This is a genomic window from Terrimonas alba (genome assembly GCF_042434975.1).
Taxonomy (GTDB): domain Bacteria; phylum Bacteroidota; class Bacteroidia; order Chitinophagales; family Chitinophagaceae; genus Terrimonas_B; species Terrimonas_B alba.
Genome location: NZ_JBHMQM010000009.1, coordinates 179,086 through 200,433, shown reverse-complemented (window position 1 = coordinate 200,433; position 21,348 = coordinate 179,086). Strand labels below are relative to the sequence as shown.

At 42.5% G+C, this 21,348-nt stretch carries 12 protein-coding genes; 11 read left to right on the top strand and 1 reads right to left on the bottom strand.

Features of this window, described 5'->3' with window-relative positions:
- The first annotated feature begins 81 nt into the window (after positions 1-81).
- From ACFEL9_RS23725 to ACFEL9_RS23710, 4 genes are all read left to right on the top strand, one after another.
- The gene (locus ACFEL9_RS23725; protein WP_385895214.1) at positions 82-1,179 is read left to right on the top strand and encodes an acyltransferase family protein; all 1,098 of its coding nucleotides are present in this window, start codon (positions 82-84) and stop codon (positions 1,177-1,179) included.
- A gap of 83 nt (positions 1,180-1,262) precedes the next feature.
- Complete coding sequence (locus ACFEL9_RS23720; RefSeq protein WP_385895212.1) at positions 1,263-2,456, top strand: glycosyltransferase; 1,194 nt, start codon at positions 1,263-1,265, stop codon at positions 2,454-2,456.
- Positions 2,456-3,199: a tyrosine-protein phosphatase gene (locus ACFEL9_RS23715; protein WP_385895210.1), complete on the top strand. Its 744-nt coding sequence runs from the start codon at positions 2,456-2,458 to the stop codon at positions 3,197-3,199. Before ACFEL9_RS23720 ends, ACFEL9_RS23715 begins: the two co-directional genes overlap by 1 nt.
- 250 nt (positions 3,200-3,449) lie before the next feature.
- The gene (locus tag ACFEL9_RS23710) at positions 3,450-3,950 is read left to right on the top strand and encodes an RNA polymerase sigma factor (protein ID WP_385895208.1); all 501 of its coding nucleotides are present in this window, start codon (positions 3,450-3,452) and stop codon (positions 3,948-3,950) included.
- Positions 3,951-4,044: 94 nt separating this feature from the next.
- On the opposite strand, the gene ACFEL9_RS23705 is transcribed toward ACFEL9_RS23710, so the two are convergent.
- Positions 4,045-4,602, bottom strand: coding sequence for a hypothetical protein (locus tag ACFEL9_RS23705; protein WP_385895206.1), 558 nt, complete (start codon positions 4,600-4,602; stop codon positions 4,045-4,047).
- A gap of 181 nt (positions 4,603-4,783) precedes the next feature.
- Between ACFEL9_RS23705 and ACFEL9_RS23700 the strand changes: the two genes are divergently transcribed.
- From ACFEL9_RS23700 to ACFEL9_RS23670, 7 genes are all read left to right on the top strand, one after another.
- The gene (locus ACFEL9_RS23700) at positions 4,784-5,377 is read left to right on the top strand and encodes an HD domain-containing protein (RefSeq protein ID WP_385895205.1); all 594 of its coding nucleotides are present in this window, start codon (positions 4,784-4,786) and stop codon (positions 5,375-5,377) included.
- A gap of 22 nt (positions 5,378-5,399) precedes the next feature.
- On the top strand, positions 5,400-8,156 hold the full coding sequence (locus tag ACFEL9_RS23695; protein ID WP_385895203.1) for a hypothetical protein: 2,757 nt from the start codon (positions 5,400-5,402) through the stop codon (positions 8,154-8,156).
- A gap of 9 nt (positions 8,157-8,165) precedes the next feature.
- Positions 8,166-8,618 carry a Crp/Fnr family transcriptional regulator gene (locus ACFEL9_RS23690; protein ID WP_385895201.1) on the top strand — a complete coding sequence of 151 codons (453 nt, stop codon included), beginning with the start codon at positions 8,166-8,168 and terminating at the stop codon, positions 8,616-8,618.
- 104 nt (positions 8,619-8,722) lie between these two features.
- Positions 8,723-12,685 carry an ATP-binding protein gene (locus tag ACFEL9_RS23685; protein ID WP_385895199.1) on the top strand — a complete coding sequence of 1,321 codons (3,963 nt, stop codon included), beginning with the start codon at positions 8,723-8,725 and terminating at the stop codon, positions 12,683-12,685.
- Between the two features lie 235 nt (positions 12,686-12,920).
- Positions 12,921-18,413, top strand: a complete 5,493-nt coding sequence (locus ACFEL9_RS23680) for an MBG domain-containing protein (RefSeq protein WP_385895197.1) — start codon at positions 12,921-12,923, stop codon at positions 18,411-18,413.
- 41 nt (positions 18,414-18,454) lie between these two features.
- Positions 18,455-20,479 (top strand): adenylate/guanylate cyclase domain-containing protein, encoded by a 2,025-nt coding sequence (locus ACFEL9_RS23675; RefSeq protein WP_385895195.1) that lies wholly within the window; start codon positions 18,455-18,457, stop codon positions 20,477-20,479.
- 104 nt (positions 20,480-20,583) lie between these two features.
- Positions 20,584-21,249: a beta/alpha barrel domain-containing protein gene (locus ACFEL9_RS23670; protein WP_385895193.1), complete on the top strand. Its 666-nt coding sequence runs from the start codon at positions 20,584-20,586 to the stop codon at positions 21,247-21,249.
- The last annotated feature ends 99 nt before the right edge of the window (positions 21,250-21,348 follow it).

The following is a 21,348-nucleotide window of genomic DNA, read 5'->3' as shown; positions in this document are numbered from 1 at the left end:
TATTCTGCGTAACAGGCTAACCTCACTGTCTTTAGATCTGATTACTTCTATCGCCAAACGACGAATTAACAATTTTATAAAATGATCCCAGTTAATAAAGAAAGAAAATTTTTTAACTCGTTACAGATTTTTCGCGGATTCGCTGCCCTGATGGTTGTTTTCCATCACGAATGGATTGCTTTTTCGCATTTTCATGGAGCAGATTCACCGATCCTGGGATTCCTTGGAAGTTTAGGCAAATATGGAGTTGATTTTTTCTTTGTCCTGTCGGGCTTTATCATTACTTATTCCAACTACGAAAAAGCGGGAATAATAAGAGAAAGAAAACCATATTTAATTAACCGTGTGTTGCGAATTTACCTGCCCTATTTACCTGTATCGATTTTAATGCTGATCCTGTATTATTTCTTCCCATCAGCCTCAGAAGGAAAAGAGCGGGACATCAGTTTGCTAACGTCCCTTACATTAGTGCCGGCAGGAAAACCGGCGCTTTCTGTTGCGTGGACCCTGGTTCATGAGATGATGTTTTACCTACTTTTTTTAAGCTGGTTTTTTTCAAAAAAGGCCTGGTATTGGCTGGTGATGATTTGGGCGATGGTTATTATTGCCCTGAACTTTTTTTCTACTGGCTGGGTATGGCGGGATCATGCTTTTTTTAGTTACCTGTTTTCATTTTATAACCTGGAATTTATACTTGGCTTTTTAGCTGCTACAGCCTTACGAAAAATGAAAGGAAGGTCGAAAGCTCTTTTTTTAATCCTGGGGTTGATAACGGTGGTGATGGTAGGATCGATTAAATGGCTCCACAAAGAGGAAGCAACTATCAATGCGGGAATTAATTTGTTATTGGCAGCAGGTTTTGCAATAATTATCCTGGGGAGTATCGGCTCCCGTTTGGACCAGTTAAACTCACCGAACCTACTGATGATCCTGGGGAATGCGTCTTATTCTATCTACCTGGTGCATAACCTTTGTATATCGATATTCATCCGGTTTTTTATGAGGTTCCAGGGTGAGGTTCCAAAGTTTGTCATTTTTCTTTCCGTGTTTCTGATTTGTTGCATTGCCGGAGTTTTGTATAGTAAACTGTTTGAGGAATACCTGTTGAATAAATTCAAGAGAAAATTAATTCCGGCAAAAGTTAAACCGACCCCGCAGCTGGCGCAAACGGCTGAATAGATCAACTAAGAGTTCAACGCGGCATTTTGTGTTGTTACCAGGCCCTGATTTCTTATTTCCTATTTTCGCTCAATTTTTATCAAATGCCCAAAATCCTTCGCATCCTCAACCGTCTCGCCATAGGCGGCCCCTTGTTGAATGCCAGCTATTTAACCAAATATATGTCGCCCGAATTTGAAACCATGTTGGTGGTAGGAGAGCGGGAAGATCATGAAAAAGATGCGAGCTTTGTCACTGATCAATTGGGAATCAAGCCAGTTTATATTCCCGAGATGGGAAGGTCGATCGATCCGCGAAAGGATTATGTGGCGTACAAGAAAATGAAAAAGCTGATCGCCGATTTCAAACCCGATATTTTGCATTCACACGCAGCAAAGCCGGGGGCTATCGGCCGGATGGCTGCAAAGGCTATGAATGTGCCGGTCATTGTTCATACCTATCATGGCCATGTGTTTCATTCCTATTTTCACCCGTTGAAGACAAGGGTCTTTATCAATATAGAGCGCAGGCTGGGAAGGAAAACCGATGCGATCATTGCCATCAGCGAGCAACAGCGAAAGGAGCTGACGCAGGATTTTAATATTGCACCCGATGACAAATTCAGGGTGGTGCCACTGGGTCTTGACCTGGATAAATTTCAAAACGGCCGTGAAGAGAAAAGGCAAAGTTTCCGGTCTTCCTTTAATTTAAGTGATGATGAAATAGTCATCACAATAACCGGCCGGTTAGTGCCTATTAAGAATCACTCGTTGTTTTTGGAGGGACTTCACCATGTGTTACAAAACAGCCAGCAAAGGATAAAAGCATTTATTGTCGGCGATGGGGAGTCAAGAAAGCAATTGGAAGCAAAGGCAGGCGAGTTAGGTATAGCTTTCACCACAGAAAAGAATACAGTGCATGAAAAGCCGCTGGTGTTTACATCGTGGCGAAGCGATATTGACCATATCAATGCTGGCTCGGATATCGTAGCGCTGACTTCTTTTAACGAAGGCACGCCGGTAAGTTTAATAGAGGCGCAGTCGGCAGGCAAACCGGTTGTTTCAACCCGGGTGGGTGGAATCGAAGATGTGGTCAGGGACGAAGAGACAGGACTGTTGTCTGACATCAATGACAGCAAAACATTTTGTAAAAATCTCTTGCGGCTGGTGGAAGATCAGGAGTTGCGATGTAAATTAGGGAAGGCTGGTGAGGGGTATGTAACTTCAAGGTACAGTTACCGCCGGTTAGTGACTGATATGTCCGCTTTGTACAACGAATTATTAAGGCTCAAAAAATAATGTTCAACCTTTTTTCAAGGAAGAAAAGCAGGAGTGGAAAATTTGACTTTTCTATACTGAAAGCAGATATGCATTCGCACCTGCTTCCGGGAATAGATGATGGGGCGGGTGATATGGAGACATCACTGGAACTGATCCGGGGCTTGAAGGAATTGGGTTATACCAAACTCATAACAACCCCCCATATTATTTGGGATATGTATCGAAATACTCCGGCTATTATCAACGCAAAGCTGGCGGAGGTGAGGGATGCGGTAAAAAAGGCAGATATTGACGTCGAAATTCATGCAGCGGCTGAATACTTTTTGGATGAACATGTGGAGGAATTACTGCATCGAAAAGAAGCTTTATTGACGGTAAGTGGTAATAAAGTACTCACCGAATTTTCCATGGCCTTTCCATCCCTGAATATAAAGGATATTTTGTTTGATCTGCAAATGCAGGGTTACCAACCGATTATAGCCCATCCCGAACGCTATGTTTACCTGCAAAGAAATAAAGAGTTTTACCGGGAACTAAAGGATATTGGATGCCTGTTCCAGTTAAATATCCTGGCTCTGAATAATTATTACGGTCGTTCGGTAAAGGAATTAGCTGAATACTTGCTCCAACATGACTTTTATGACCTTTTAGGCACGGATCTTCACCATGTCAGCCACCTGGAACAGCTAAAACATGTCGAAATGACGGCTTCTTTACAAAGACTGATAGAATCGGGTCGGCTTATCAATCACCAATTATAGCAATTTGGCCATTTTACTGTCTGGTAGACTTTTTGCGGTATAGCCAGAATTACCTGCTATTTTAATGTTAAAACATTGAATTTGGCAAGGACATGATGCCGATTTAGTAATTTTGAAATGAGCCATAAAAATTTTCAAGCAATATCATCTGGTGCGACGAAAATTTTTATGATGAACCTGTCTGCCGACAGGCAAGATTCTATGTGACCAAAAAAGAATAAAAAATATTCACATAAAAAAATGGATGGACATGGCTACAACCGAATTTAATGACATGCTGCTCGACAATGCTGACTTTCTAAAGCCATTTGCGGTAAATCTTACCAAAGATTCAGAAGCTGCTAATGACCTTTACCAGGAAACTTTGTTTAAGGCCCTTGCCAATCACGAGAAGTATAATGCAGGAACAAATATTAAAGCATGGTTATTCACTATCATGCGCAATATTTTTATTAATGATTACCGGCGTAAGGCAAAGCAAAAAACTGTACTTGATAACTCAGCCAATGATTACCTGATCAACAATAAACAAGCTACTACCAGCAATGGGGCTGAAAGCAGTTTGCGGATGAAAGAAATCAATGAAGCAGTTCATCAATTGCCGGAAATATTCAAAATTCCTTTCCGTTTGTATTTCGAAGGATACAAATACCAGGAAATAGCTGACTTGTTGGGAGAACCATTAGGGACAGTGAAGAGCAGAATTCACTTTGCCCGTAAGCTTTTGAAAGATCGTCTTACAAGGTATTAAAGAATAAATTTTTTACCAGGGCCGGTAGAACCTTTAGCAACTAACCAGGATGCTTTGGGTTTTACCGGTTTTTTATTTTATACCAATGATCCTGTTATTGATCAGGGTCCATCTGCATAAACTCTCTCTTGACGGCTTTAAGCATACTAAACAACTGCGCAACTTGTATCAGCAGCATCACTGTTAATGCGAGCAATACATACCAGGGCAATCTTACTTTTTCAATATTGGCGATGTGCTGAAATTTTTCAAGATGCCAGCCTGCCAGCGCAGCTCCAAACGCCATCCCCACCAACAAAAAAGAAAGAAGTGAGTACACGACTTTCATAAACATGATGCGCATGGTGGAATAACCCACCTTGAAATTTTCAAAAATAGCCGCAGGGATAATCAGTACCAGTGTTATCCAACTCCAATTACTTCCAAACCAGCTATCGCTTAATGCAAGATTGAGTACAAGTATCAGGACGATAGAAAGCAGCCCCCATGGAAAGGTGAGAAATGTGGAAGGCTGACCGGATGTTTTTACTACCATAGCTTTTTTTATTATTGAGAGAAAGATAAAAATAAATTTCAGATAAAATGATGTTCCTGTATAGTGCGGAGAAATACTATTTTCGGGTGCATCCCAAATTCGCTTATCAAAACTCACCCCCTTTTGAATTTTGTTATGCGCAATCACTTCCGCCCCTCCAGCGGACCAGCGGAGGGGATAAAGAGTTCATTAATTGCAAAAGCAAAAAATCCCACGCACCGAAAATTTGGAATGCCCCTATTTTATTTAATTGAAAACTTAAATTCAGAAGTACTATATTTAGTACAGCAATATATTTATGACTGAGTCAGGATTTCTGCAACTGAAATCAACTATACTGGAGCTTTTACATACTGGCCTGGATCGACGGTTGACTTATCATTGCCCGGAGCATACGGAAGACGTACTGCAACAGGCTGAATGTATTGCAATCGCTGAAGACATTGCTGACCCTAAGTTGCTGCTGCTGATAAAGATTGCCGCACTTTTTCATGACACCGGTTTTCTTCATACTTACAAGGGACATGAAATAGAATCCTGCCGGATTATGGAAGGTCATATGAAAGATAATAACCTTACCGCCAGTGATATTGACCTGATAAAAGGTATGATCATGGCCACAAAGGTTCCGCAAACACCACATAATCTTCCCGAAATGATTTTGTGCGATGCGGACCTGGACTACCTGGGTCGGGATGACTTCAAGGCCATCAGCGATACACTGAAAGATGAATTTATGGTATATGGCGTCATTAAAAATGAGCATGACTGGGATGAGATACAGGTTAGTTTTTTTGAGAGCCATCGCTATTTTACCGCTACTTCTTTGCAAAACCGGTACCCTTTAAAAATGAAACATCTGGAAAGCCTAAAGCAAAAAGCATTAAAATAATTAGTAAAACCGGGTAGATGCCATGCGGCCAAGTAAATTCTGGTTGAGAGTATTGAATGTTTATCCAAATGAATGGCGGGTAGTCCGGCAATTGTATATATTCCAATTTTTCCAGGGAGCCGGCATTGCGTTTTTTTTCACCTCAGCCTTTGCGCAGTTCCTGGAAAAATTTCCGATTACTGAGCTGCCATGGGTAATGATCTATTCGGCGTTATTACTATGGGTCGCCGGGTTTCTGTACACGAGGCTGGAACATACCATAAAATTCGATGGATTTAACCTGGCTATTGTAGTATTGATGGCGGTAAGCGTTGTATTGTTGTGGATTGCCAATTACCAGTTAAAGCAGGATTGGTTTCTCTATTTTTTACTGGCATGGTTCAATGTGCTCTACCTGTTGAACAACCTGCAGTTTTGGGGCATTGCAGCTATGCTGTTTGATCTTCGGCAGAGCAAGCGGCTTTTTGCGGTGATAAGCGCCGGAGATATTCCTGCAAAATTTATCGGGTACACCCTGGCTCTCATCTTTGTTCCTTATATCGGCACTCAAAACCTGTTGCTGCTTGGTGCCATTTGTATGTTGGTTTCGCTGCCTCTTTTTAAAACCATTCTACAATCGGGCCATTTAGAGGCGCATCATAAAGCACATAAAAAGCATCATGAGAAAAAAACTCATAAGAAAATCTCTACGCTTGTCAGCAATATCGCTACCAACACCTATGTCCGGAGGATAGCTTTTATATCACTGCTCACTTCCACTTGTGTTATTCTTGTGAACTACGGTTTTTACGGTGAAGTAAGAAAAGCATATCACGATGATGTTGCACTGGCGAAATTTATCGCCTTTTTTTATGCCGCTTTACGTGTTGCTGCTTTTATTACAAAAACAATATTCACGAGCCGGCTCACCGCATCGTGGGGGATCCGGCAGACCCTGTTCATCACTCCGTTGGGAATGCTGGTTTTTATTGGCGCTATTGTAGCGCTGAGTAATTTTTCTGCGAATGAAAAGCTCATTTTTTATTTGTTTGGCGTTGCATCGATGATAGTTGATGTTTTGAGAACTTCCTTTAACTCCCCGGTGCTGCTTACACTGATGCAACCTTTGCATACCTATGAAAGGTTAAGAGCTCACAATATCGTAAAAGGTATCATGGATCCTTTTGCATCATTATTATCAGGCGTTTTTTTGCTGGCGCTGATTTATGTGCATGGTAAAGTAGACCTGATGTTTCTTTGTTATGTGCTATTGGGATTGGGCGTTTTATGGCTATTAGGCGTGGTGTTGGTGAACCGGCAATATCTTCAAATATTAGTAAAGGCAATCAGCAGCCGCTATTTTAGCCGGGAGGAATTTGATCTGAATAATGATACCATCCGGGAGCAGATCAGGAGTAAGATGATGAAGGGAACTGACCTGGAAGTGATCAGCATTTTGAGAATGCTGAGCAGTAAAATTGATGATGCGTCCGGCGATCTTATCGCAGAATTGCTTTATCATCCTTCGACCCAGGTAAGATTGGAAGCATTACGGCTGATAAAAAGCCGGTCCAATAAAGTCATCAGAGAAAGACTTGAAAATCTTTTGCAGGAAGCGGAGTTGGATAGGCAAATAAAAGAAGAAGCGGTAAAAACGCTTTGCAAAATTGGAGGTGAATCCTCATCCCCGGAACGTTTTTTAAATGATGCCGAACCGGCAATAAAACAAGCCGCCATTACCGGTATGTTAGGCAACAGGGACGAACAAATAAAGGCAGTGGGGGAAGAGGCGATCGGTAAATGGTTACAGTCAGATGATCATGAAGATAAAAAACGGGCATTGGCCATTTTATCAGATGTTAAGGATGAGTACGATCATCCGGCCCGAATCGCACTAATGAATGACCCGGATATTACAATAAGAGAGGCTGCTATCAGTTCTGTAGGCCAGGCGGCCCGGCGTGAAACACTTGATGAGTTAATCAATCATATTGGTGAATTGGAAAAGCAGGTGTTGACTGCATTTTATAATGCGGGTGACAAATGCGTTCCCGTGCTGCAGAAAATTATTAATTCGGAGAATGTTCCGGAAGAGCTACAGGAAAAACTGATATCACTTTTCGGAAAGATCGGAGGTGACAAAGCAGGAAAGATATTAATGCAATTGTTGCCGAAAAGGCCGGAATACGCTGCAACAATAATCAAAGCACTTTATCGCTGCCGCTACACGGCGTCCGGAGAGTCAAGGAAATTATTGGAAAGAATTGCGCATAGTTATATCGTATATGGAGTCGAGCTTCTTTATATGCAAAAATTGCTGGAGAAAAAAGAATTGCAATACAACGTGCTAAACAATTCGCTGAACCAGGAAATACAAGAAATAAGGGAGGTACTGCTATCCCTGTTTGCCTGCCTTTATGACCGCGATAAAATTAACCAGGCAAAACAAGGACTTAATACCCATCAACGGGATAGCATAGCCAACGCCATGGAGATAATAGAGCTGACGGTACGAAAGGATATTGGCAGAAATTTCAATACTCTTTTTGAAACGATTGATATTGAACAACGCTGTAACGCCTTGCGATCGCTGTTTACCGAAAAACAGTTTGCCAAAGTGGAGCATATCCTGGAACGGATTTTATCCGAAAAGCCGATACAATATTATAATTGGACCAAAGCCTGCTCGATGTATATTTCAAAAAAATATGTTCACCAGGTAAATGCTGAGTTGTACAAAAAATTTACCTTGTCAGAAAACAGGTTGTTGAAAGAAACAGCTTTGTTTGCAGGTTCTTAACTTTACTCCATGCCCCAATCTAATTCCGATAATTTACTCCTTGTTGAAAAAGTGCTAATCTTAAAATCCCTGAGCATTTTTAAGGACACTCCCGAACATATACTGGCCGACCTGGCCCCCCTTATGCAGGAGGAGGAATACGAAAAGGATACGCTTATTTTTAAAGAAGGTGAAATAGGTGATTGCATGTACATTATTCACCAGGGAGAAGTGAAGATTCATAAAGGCAATACCACCCTTGCTATTTTAAAAGAAAAAGAAGTTTTTGGAGAGCTGGCCCTGCTGGACCCGGAAGCAAGATCAGCCAGTGCTACTACCATTACGGATTGTATTTTGTTCCGGATAGAACAAGAACCGTTTTATGAATTGATTGAAAACCGTACGGAAGTAGCAAGAGGATTTATTAAAATACTTTGCCAGCGACTAAGAGCTTTAAATGAAAAATCAATCGGCAAGATCTAGTTCATTTTTTTCGTTTTCAATGTATCAGGAATAATCATTCTTTCTTCATGCTGCAGTAGCAATCCTGCAGAAAACAAATTAAATTTAGGTAACGCTTTTACCTGATGTGCCACAGGTTCTTTTTTTATACCATTTTTATTTTTTGTTGCCTCCGCTCCCTGGCGCAAACTCCCCTTTATACACACCAGCAATTATTTAAAGTAGAAGATGGACTGCCGCAAAGTTTTATCAGCGGTATTGTACAGGATAAAGATGGGTTTATCTGGATTGCGACCTTAGATGGCCTGGCCCGGTACGATGGTCGTGGATTTAAAATCTTTCGCCAGCAGCGAAAAGATAGTAACAGCCTTAGCTCAAATGTAATTAACCTGTTGGCTAAAGATAAATATGGTCATTTCTGGATAAAATACCAGGGTCAGCAGGTTGACAACTTTGATCCCGTCACATTTAAAGTACAACATGCCAGTAATAATCCTGTATTGCAAAATGCAACAAAGCCCAACAACAACCGGGATTATGATTATCATTCCAACAGGTGGGTATTCGCTATCCCCGGAAAAGGGATAGGCTGGGTCGATACGAGGACAGGGTTGGAGATATATGCGAACAGGAGCAATGGCAAATTGATGAATGATACCATTGTCAGTTTACTACAGGAAGAAAATGGAGTGTTATGGTTGGTATCTCCCGCTGGTATTCACAGGTCTGATTCCACACAACAACATTTCGAATGGATACCTTTTCGTATTCCTGTCAGGTTTGATCCCGAAACTTTTGTACAAACAATTTTTGTAGAAAAAATGTTGGTCATCGGGTTATTGGATCGCCTCCTGCTGATTGATGTTGATGCCCAAAAAATTTCAACCATCACTATTCCACCCGGTAAAGTAAATGGAATTGATTTCCCAATGAATTCGCTTCAAAAAGACAGCCATGGTGAATTATACTTCAGAAGCAGTGGCCGCATCTTCCGCCTGGAGAAAGACGGGAAGCTAACATTGATCTGGGAAAATAATATAGAGAAGGGGCGTCGGATTACTTCTTTTTTTGTAGATCGATCAGATGTGCTTTGGGTAGGCATTGATGCCGGCGGCCTCGCAAAAATCAATTTGAGGTCGATGCCTTTCATGGCCGGCCGCTACCAGTATAACTTTCATACGGATGTATTAACACAGGCAGGCATTCCATTACAATCACTACCCGATATATGGATAAAATCCAAGTGGTCATATAATTTCCGCTATGCTTACGGGGCTGACTCGGCATTATATATCAGTAATGTGGATTCGATTTTCAGCAGGGTTTATTGTTGGCAAAAGAATAAATTTTTTCCACTTTCTTTTCCGGCAGTAAAGTCGGCTCATTTTCGCGGATTGTATGCCGGCAATGACGGCTCCGTGTGGGCCCTGGATAATTATAATTACGGCATATGGTATTGGAAGGATAAGCTATCGAACCCGGTCTTTACTGCCGTTGAATTACCGGTCAATGCAAGGAGAAATTTTTTTGCTGACTTATTAACTATTGACAATTTTCAGTGGGTCACTACATACGGCAAGGGATTATTTCAACTAAAGGACGGGAAGGGTATTAATCATTATGAAAAAAGTTCCGGTAAAAATGCCCTGCCTTTTGATCTGACTGATCTTTGCGCTGATCCAAAGGACCCGTATAAGTTTTGGATTGGCTCACTGGGAGGCGGGATGATACTATGGGATAGTAAAAGCGGGGTAAAAAAAATATTTACCACAGACGATGGCCTACCGAATAATACGATTTATTGCATTGTTGCTGACAAAAATGGTGAGTTGTGGTTAAGCACCAACAAAGGAATCTGCCGCTTTAATACAGCTGATTTTAGTACGCATAATTTTGAAAAAACCGATGGCCTTTCGGGGAACGAGTTCAATCGTTTTCATAAATTTCAATTCCCGGATAATCGTATTGCATTTGGCGGACCGGATGGTTATACAGTGTTTAATCCAGACGATTTTAAACTGAAAAAAGATAATCTCCAGGCAGGTATACAAATTACCGGAATCCAGATCAATAACCAGTTGCAGGATTTCACCACCAAAGACGGTTACATTGACCAACCTTTTAATCAGCTCCGCAAACTCACCTTACCTTATAACCGAAATTATATTACGGTGGAGTTTGTTTCTCTTTTATTTAACGAGCCCCAGAAAATCCGTTATCGCTACAAGCTGACAGGTGTGGACAATAATTGGAACGAAGGCGCCAGAAATTTTGCCCAATACACCCAGTTACGTCCCGGCAATTATAAATTGTTGATGAACGCCACGGATATGGACGGGCAGTGGAGTTCGAACATCAGGGAGTTGGACATACAGATACGTCCTCCTTTTTGGCTCAGTTGGTGGGCCTATGGCTTTTACGTGCTTGCGGCTATAATGCTTATCCGAACATACTGGCGCTATCATGGAAAACGAATTCTTGAACAGCAACAGCTTGTTTTCGAACAACTCGAGGCAAAGCGATTAAGAGAGCTTGACCAGGTAAAGGACCGCTTTTTTGCCAATATCACTCATGAGTTCCGTACTCCCCTTACCCTTATCACCACTCCTTTGGAAAGATTGGGAAAAGATCCGGGTCTTTCAGACAATGCCCGCCAAACTGTAATGACAGCGCAACGAAATGCGGGTCAAATGCTCAGGTTAATAAACCAGTTGCTGGACCTGGGTAAGCTTGAGGCCGGCCAAATGAAACTTGTTCAGTCAATTGGCGAACCCAAAGTTTTCGTAGAAGAAATTCTTGATTCGTTTAAGGAGCGATCGAAAGAGAAAAATATACAGCTTAGTTTTTCATCGGCGGGTATTGACGGTATATACCGGTTTGACAAGGATAAATGGGAAAGAATTATTACGAACCTACTAAGTAATGCGCTGAAGTTTACTCCATTTGGTGGCGCTGTCAATGTGTTGCTGGAGGGCAGGGAGGAAGAAAATTCCGTTTTTGTCGCGAGGTTTATTGTGGAAGACAGCGGGCCGGGAATTCCGCCGGCAGACCTGGAAAAAATATTCGATCGCTTTTACCAGTCAGAATCAACGATGTCCGGCAGTGCTGGTGGCACTGGTATCGGGCTTTCTTTGGTTAGGGAATTAGTAAAGTTTATGCACGGAACTATACATGTTGAAAGTAAGAAAGGCGGGGGTGCAAAATTTATCGTTGAAATTCCTTTGAGCAAAATAGAACCCGGGGAGCAAATACCTGAAGAAACAGCTGCTGTGAGTGATGTGATACCTGTTGATAAAATGCAGGAAAAGTCTGCTCAAAGAGAGGAGCCCCTGATTTTAGTGGTGGAAGATAGCGGGGAGCTTCGGTCATATGTACTTGCCAGTTTATCCGAAAAATGGCGAAGCATTGCAGCTTCAGATGGAATGGTCGGGTGGGATCTTATTTTACAAGAAATGCCCGATGTTGTCATCAGCGATGTTATGATGCCCGGAAAAGATGGCTTCGAGCTATGCAGTTTATGCAAAACTGATAGCCGAACCGCTCATATTGGTTTTATCCTGCTGACCTCAAGGGCGGCTCATGCTGCCAGGATCGAGGGGCTTGAAACAGGTGCCGACGATTATATCACCAAACCCTTTCACCAGGATGAACTGGAGCTGCGCATTCAAAATCTTCTCCAGCTACAGGAGAAAACCAGGGAATTTCTTAAATCACAGCTTTTGCCCCGTGAGCCTGGCATAATAACAGCCCCGGTAAAAGACGATTTTATCAGCCAGCTGTATAGTGTAATAGAAAATAAGCTTGACGATCCCCAATTAAGCGTGGAATATTTGGCCAGGACTGTCGGTATGAGCCGAAGCAGTCTGAATAGAAAACTGAACGCATTACTGGATATATCCGCTAACGATCTTGTCCGGAGTTACCGCCTACAAAAAGGGGCGGCTTACCTAACGGCGGGTCATGATATTTCGGGTACGGCTTACAAGGTTGGGTTTACAAGTCCTTCTTATTTTGCTAAATGCTTTAAGGATGAATATGGCCTGACGCCTTCAGAATTTATTTCCAAATCGGCCCTGGGTCAAAATTGATAGTCTTCGCCTGAAATTTGATAGGGGAAATGAAATTTTATGCACTAACTTTAAAGGGTAAACACTTAATGGGCCGAACTCTCACTTTTTTTTCTTCGACATCCTTCCCCTCTTGAATATAGTTTTTGACGTTTTGCTCAATTTGATTAGTGGCAACATATGCCATCTTTTGTACAGACTTAACTTTTAACCACCTAATTGCGAAAACTGGCAGGGTCCAGTCAAAACTTATTTTATGAGGAAATTCAAGAAGCACCAGCTCCGGATTTGGTCTACGTTCTGCTTTTTCATTTTTAGCCTGGTAACAATTACTTCAAATGCGCAATCCCCTGCCATGGGGGATTTTGCAATATTTGCCGGCTCCGGCGTTTCGGGATCGGTAACTCCGCCTGCACCCGGGTATGGGGTTCAAATAGGGTCTTCGATTACTGTTAATGGTGGATCAGTAGGGAGTTATAGTCTTGTACAAACAACGGGCAATGCAACTATCAACTCAAATATCTATTCAGGTGGGAAGGTTGTTCTTACCAATAGCAATGTGGTGTCGGGTAAAATAGCAGCGGCAAATTCAGCCTCACTGCCCGGTACAATTTTATCTGTTGGATCCAGCGCCAACATTACCGGTAATATTGATGTGAATGGAAACATCGTTATCGGGGGAGGAACGGTTTCCGGCATCGTTACCCATCCTCCGGGTACTACTTATTCTGGGCCGTCAATTGGCTCCAGGGATGTTACGGGAACCCCGGCATTACCTGATTTGCCGTCGCTACCGGGCATTACCCAATTTCCGGAACCAGAACCGAATGTTGTTCCCCAGGACATCACAAATACCAAAACAATTGAACCAGGATTTTATAAAAACGTAACACTTGGCGGAAACAAAACACTTACGCTTGAAGGAGTCGGCACCTATGTGTTTAGTTCATTTCAATTGAGCGGAAATTCTAACAAACTTGTTTTTAATTTCAAAGATGCTACCTCCGGTAATTTCAAAATTTATGTGGAGGGTGATGCCGATTTCGGCAAATTAAATACAACTATTTCCAACGGTGGTGATGCTTCAAGAATTTTTATAGAAACCCATGGTAAGGGTACTGGTTCTTCTATTCCCGGGTATTCGTTTGTTATTGCGAATGGCTCATCAGGTGGTGGGTCAAAATGGCTGGGTACGGTGTGGGCCCCTTATGCCGGGGTGAATGTGGGTTCGGGAACGGGATCGAGTACCCTGACAGGTGCATTATATAGCGGTGTGCAGGTGAAGCTTCAAAGTGGAGTAACATTTAATTACAGTCCGCTTGCGGAAGAGGAAAACGTAATTTTTCCTTTTAATCCTTCGGTGGGTAAGGTTTCAACTATAATTGGTGCGGAGCTGACTTCACTTACCGGGGGAGTAAGTGACGAGGCGCACAAGGTGTTGATGATTTTGGGCGACTATGTATTGATTGATGTGATTGCGAGGGTCGGCCATGAGGCAGAGGCGCTGAGCTACCTCATAAGTGAAGGGATGACAGGGATTATAAGCAACGGAACCAATACGCTTATTACAACCGGAGAATTCCCTATTGCCAATTTGCTTCATCTTAATACAAGGGGTGATATAATAAATTTTTGCCGGCCGGTATATGTCCCGCTGGGAAACAATGGCCTGATAAAGAATGCAGGCGATACAGCTATCGGCTCACAACTGGTGAGGAATGGTTATAACCTGCATGGCCTTGGTGTGAAAATAGGTGTCCTTTCCGATAGTTATAATTCACAGGTTACACCAACCAGTAATCCAGCCGAGCTGGATATCACAACCGGTGAAATTCCCGGTGTTGGAAATACTATTAATTCCACCCCTGTGCAGGTAGTGCAGGAGTTTCCATATGGCGCCCGTTCGGACGAAGGAAGGGCCATGCTTCAAATAATTCATGACATTGCGCCAAAAGCGGAGTTGGCTTTCAGAACAGGTTTTATAAGCCCGGGTGATTTTGCCGTTGGTATTAAGCAAATGCAGGAAATAGGTTGCCAGGTAGTTGTCGACGACATTATTTATATCAACGAACCTTTTTTAAGAGATGGTCCCGTCGCTAAAATGGTAGATGAAGTGAAAGCGTTGGGCGTTACTTATTTCACTTCAGCTGGTAATTTCAGCAATAAATCTCATGAGCAAAATTATCGGCCTGTTGCAGCACCGGCAGGTTTCGCTGCCGGCACTACTGCCCATGATTTTAGCGGCACAGGTGATGTGTACCAGCGCATCAGGTTGAAACCCGGATCTTATACGATCGCCTTACAGTGGGATGATGATATTTATTCAATCGGGCAAACGCAAGCCGGTGGCACTAAGAATGACTTTGATATTTATCTCACTGATCTGACTGGCAATATTATTTGTGGCTATAACAGGAACAATGAATTTGGAGATCCGTTTGAGTTTTTGGCCTATTCAGTTAGCAGTAGCGTAGCAGAAGTAGATGCCAATATCTTAATTACCCGTGCAAATACCGGAACTGCAACTCCCCGGTTCAAGTACATCATCTTCAGAGGTGATGCTGTCATTGCAGAATACCAGGTTGGCGGCTCTACCATCGTTGCGCAGGCAAACGCCGCAGGCGCTATTGCAGTTGCCGCAATCAATTATTTTAAAACACCTGTCTTTACATCTGCAACTCCCACAATAGCGCCATATTCTTCCATAGGTGGAACGTTAATTGGTGGAGTAGATCGCCACAAACCGGATATAACAGCTCCTGATGGTGTAAATACAAGTGTAAACATGGGTGTGGATTATGCCGGAGACACCGATCCTTTTTCTAATTTCTTCGGCACTTCGGCAGCGGCGCCACATGCGGCTGCTACGGCTGCCCTACTTATTGAAGGCAGAAAGAGATTTCTTGATGAAGTCGTTTCGCCCGATGGAGTGAAAGAGTTATTACAAACTACCGCAATAAATGTTGGTCCGGCTAATGCAGCCGGCGCAGGCCTCATCCAGGCCGACCTGGCCATGCGTTCCTTTGCTGAGCCCACGCCTTTTCTTATTTCCCTGGAGTATCCTTCCAGCATTACGCCGACGAGTTATCCCACAAGCTCTTTCACGTTAACTGTAAATGGTAATTACTTGTCAGAGGAATCACAGGTATTATTCAGAGGGAGCCCGGTACAAACCACGTTTGTCAGTACTACCGAATTAACGGCCATTATTCCTGCGTTTGACTCCGGGAATCCGGCTATACAGGTGTATACACCTCCCATTGCAAATGGAGATGGTGGCTATTCAAACATAATACAGTTTTTCTCCCTTGCAAAAAAGGCAATCACCGTTGCGGCTGATCCAAAGACAAAAAAATATGGCGAACAGCTACCGGCTTTTACTTCCACTATTTTAGTTGACAATGTTCCTTTGGCTCAGAGCGGTTTAACACTTGAGGATATAGGACTGGAAAATCTTACCTATGCAACCAATGCAACCCCGCTATCCAATATTGGCAGTCAGTATTTCATAAAGCCGGTAAGAACATTTGACCTTAACAATCCTACTGACGCCGGGCTGCTGGAGGTTTATACTTATGATACTATTCCGGGAATACTTACCATTGTAAAATTGCCGGTGACTGTGATACCGGAAAATCAAACTATCACGTACGGGCAGGATCTTGCACCAATCACTTTCAGGTATGAAGTTGATCCTGCAATAGCGACAGCTAATCCGGAAGTGGTAAACATTATCAGATTGTCTCATGAAGAATTCCTGGCGACTGATGCTATTGGATTGGTGAACAAGCTGCCTGTAGCTATTTCCAACGGGGTGCTTCCCATAGCTATTTCCAACGGTTTTCCAATTGCCATTTCCAACGGGCTGCCCGTTGCTATTTCTAATGGCGAGGAACTTCCACTTTACAATGCGCAGTCTGTTACTGGCTTCGATATAGGTGTCGCTACAGTAACTCCTTATACGCTTACACAACAGGAGTTGGCTAATCTTAGCTTTTATGCCAGTGAAAAATCTTTACTGAGCACGAGACAATTAACACCCAACACAAAGGTTATTGATATTACCCAAGAGTCCATTCTCGGCTACAATAGCGATCCTTCCCTGACAACCATGGTTAATACCGTAGAACCAGTAAAAGCAAAAGGAGTATTGGGTGCGGAGCCTTTATCTAATGGCAGTTTGCCCGTCGCTATTTCAAATGGATTTCCCGTTGCGATTTCCAACGCATTCCCTGTTGCAATTTCCAATGGTTCGCTGCCAATTGTCATTTCGAACGGGCTGCCCGTTGTTATTTCCAATGGCACGCTGCCAATAGCTATTTCGAATAGCTTTACAGAACAGTCGCATCGGATTGCTGTGATTATTGATCAGGCAGATGTAACTGAGCAAACAGGAATAGTTCTGAGAGCGTTAAACACGATTACAGGACTATCTTCCGGAACGCAGTATATCATTCCCGGTAGCGTTCTTAATGACAATTATGATATTACTTATGGGTTAGGCACATTGACTGTTAACCCGGCTAACGTAACTGTAAAGGCAAATAATGTTACCAGGGCATATGGAGAGCCTAACCCCGAATTAACTGCTACTTATACGGGTTTGCAATATGGCGAGGATTTTGAATCAAGTGATATAACCGGAAGCCCATTGTTAACTACCACTGCTGTTCAATCAAGCCCTGTAGGCGTTTATCCTATCACAGCATCTGCGGGCACTCTTTCTTCCTATAATTACGCCTTTAACTTTGAAAATGGGGTATTGACAATAGAGAATAATCCTTGCTTAATCACGCATAAACCATTTACAAATTTTGGCAGTACGGCCAACCCCGGCACCGCTACCAGTTTATGGTTAAGTATTGTTACAAAAGTAAGCGGCCAGTTAAGCCAGCAGGGCGATTATCTTTTATACCAGTTTGGCACCGTTACCTTCAACAACATAAATTCGAGACCCGCTGTAAATGATCTGCCAATCCCTGCCGGAAAAATTATAGCGGACAATGTTTCTACCCCTGAAACGTATTATGACGCTGCTACAAATATGTGGATCACAAAGGTTCCAATAGGCTTTAGTAGTACTTCCGATATTTTTATAACCGGGGTGATTATTAATTCTTCAAATGGATTTTCAAAGAAGAACAATGCTAATTCAGTAGTAAAGGGAATATTTTACAGCAACAAATTCTTCGGCGATCAGTGGGCTTATGCGATAGCAGCTTACCAGCCCCAGTTTTCGTATAGTGCCATTGCGGCTCCCGGCCAGGTGACTTCCATCAACGGAGACTACCGGGCTGGTACACCTACCACGCAATTAAACAATCTTGTTAATGGCGGAAGTGGCGGAGGAGGAAATAACTATACGGGGAGCCCGAGTTCATTTGAAAACTTTACAGCCTGCCAGCAAGGCTCTTCGAATATCACCAATGTTTCATCAAGACCGGGGTCAGCCACAGGTATGGTGGTTAACGAAAGCGGCAGTTTAGTAAAACCAGGATTTATAGTTGCTCCCAATCCGGCCGGTAGTTACCTTGATATATCATTTAGCCCGTCGGTACCGGGAAAAACCAGGCTTAGTATTTATACAATCAGTGGAATAAAAGTGCTGGATGTATTCGATGGCTTAAGTGATGCAGGGACATTATATCAGAAGAAAATAGATATAAGCCGGTTGCCCGGTGGAGTCTATTTCATCAGGTTGCAAAACGATAAGAAAAATGAAATAAAAAAATTAATCATTGCCCGATAAAAAAGTAAATCCTTTGATAACTGTTCATAAAGTGAATTGATATGAAACGCAATAACCTGCTTTTATGGGTGGCCTTAATTTCATTTTCAATAAATGGACTGGCGCAGCCAGGCGCTGGCCCGGACATGGAAAAACAACAGGATACCGTATTAATAAATAATTTGATCCAGCAAAGCACTGATCAGCGAAGTACTGATCCGGATAAATCCCTGGAATTAGCGCTACAAGCTAAAGAGCTTGCAGAAAAAGTTGATTTTAAAAAAGGGGAGGCCTACGCCTATAAAAACATTGGTCTCGCCTACCTGGTGCAGTCAAAATATATAGAGGCTCTTCAAAATTATGAGCAGTCGTTAAAGATATTTGAAGACATCAAATATGATGAGGGCATTGCCAACCTGCTGGGCAATATCGGGGTCATCTATTATTACCAGGGGGATATGGTAAAAGCATTGGATTACTATCTGCGATCACTGAAGATAGCAGAAAGAACGGGTAATAAGCTTCGGATTATGCCTATGCTTAATAATGTCGGCGCAATTTATGGACTGAAGCCTGATACGTATGATAAGGCGCTGCAATATTACCTGCAGGCTCTTCCAATATGTGAGGAATTAGGCGACAAAGATGCTTTGGGGGGAATTTGTGTAAACGTAGGTGATATTTATGCGGATTCTGCGTTTAAGCAAAATGATGATGAAAAGGCGCTGGAGTATTTTAATAAAGCTCTAAAGGCTTATGGTCCCAATGCTGATGGAAGCCCAAATGCATATAACGCTATTGGGAAACTATATCTCAAACAGGGGAAATATGAGAAAGCGCTCAATAATCATTCACAAGCGCTGGCTATTTCTGAAAAGCTGAATGATAAGCTTAAAATAGTACAGTCACTAATCGGACTGGCAAAGGTTTATTCCCAACAAAATGATTATAAAACTGCAATAAGTTATTTTAAGAAGGCGGAGCCATTGGCGGTAGAGATACAATCCACCAACATACAGCTTGAGTTGTATGGATACATGTCGAAGACATACGCCGATGCAAAGGATTTTGGAAAAGCCTATGCTTACCATTCTCTTTACGGCAATGTAAAAGATACCGTTTATAATAACGAAACCGATAAGAAATTAACCACCATACAATTTGACTTCGATCTGGAAAAAAAGCAAAACGAAATCAACCTGCTGACAAAAGACAATGCATTGAATGAATTACAGCTGAGACGGCAGAAATTGGAAAAGACGGCGTTGACGGTGGTATTGGTGCTCGTTTTTTTAATCGCCATATTAATACTACGTAATAACCGGATCAAGGCGAGAACCAATAAAATACTGGACAGGCAAAAGGATGAGATTGAACATTTACTGTTGAATATATTGCCGGCCGAAGTGGCAAAAGAATTGCAGGTAAACGGCACTTCCGCCCCCCGCAATTATGAATCCGTCTCTGTGATGTTTACCGATTTCAAAGGATTTACGTCAATCGCCGATAAAGTATCTCCGCAAGAGCTGATCGAGGAACTGAATGCATGCTTCCTGGTGTTCGACAATATTATTGAGAAATATGACCTTGAGAAGATAAAAACAATCGGCGATTCCTACATGTGTGCGGGTGGTGTTCCAACACCTGATGATCAGCATGTATTCAAAATCGTCAAAGCGAGCCTGGAAATACAACAATACATTACTGAAAATAATATTAAGCGAAGAGAATCGGGGCTAGCACCATGGGATCTCCGGATAGGAATACATGTCGGTCCTGTCGTAGCAGGTGTAGTAGGAAAGAAAAAATATGCCTATGACATTTGGGGCAGCACGGTTAATATCGCCAGCAGGATGGAAAGCAACGGCGAACCAGGCCAGGTAAATGTTTCCTCCGCTGTGTATGATATAATCCAGGAAAAATATGCCTGCGCTTACCGGGGAAAAATTTATGCAAAAAATGTTGGTGAAGTAGATATGTATTTCGTGCAATATGAAAAGCCGGTGATTATACATCCAATGGGACGAAATGAGTCGTCTGAATATTCTTTAAACGATCAAACTCGCCAGCAACCGGTTACAGGTTAGTTTGCATTATTCATTCCTTCTCGTTGCATACTAATGGTCATTTGCTCTGCGAAATCACATATTCCCTATCTTAGAGCTTTTAGTGATATTCGAATGTTTTTGATATGCAAAAAGAACAAGCAGTACAACAGGTAATTGAAGACCAGGGAATACTTCCTTTATTTTATAACGACGACATTGAAGTTTGTTTAGCCATTACACGGTCTTTGTATGGAGCAGGCATCAGGTGCATTGAGTTTACCAACAGAGGCGAAAAGGCATTGGGTAATTTCAGACAGCTGGTAAAGGCCCGTGATGCTGATATGAAGGATATGTTGCTGGCCATTGGTACTATTAAAACGGGTGATGAGGCGTCGCGGTTTATTGATGCTGGTGCTGATTGCCTTATTAGTCCTGTGTTTGACAGTACAGTCTGTGATGTAGCTTACCTGAATAAGGTTTTGTGGGTCCCGGGTTGTATGACGCCAACAGAAATTGACGTCGCGCAAAAGGCAGGCTGCACTACCTTAAAATTATTTCCGGGCAATGTGCTGGGCCCGGGTTTTGTAGAAGCCATTCAACCTTTATTTACGGGTTTAAAATATATTGTGACCGGCGGCGTAGATATTACAGAGGAAAGTCTTCGTCCATGGTTTAAGGCAGGCGCGGCTGGTGTGGGCCTGGGCAGTAAATTGATAACCCGGCAGGTTATCGAAAGCAATGGTTATAACGAGTTGCAAACTTCAACTGAAAACATTCTCTCCATCATCCAAAAGCTTAAGCGTAAATAAAAGTAATCAGCGATTAGCACGAGCACTTTAATTGTTAATCGGGACCAACCTTATTATTTTATTCAACTGCTCATAATTTTATCACTTGCACACCATAAT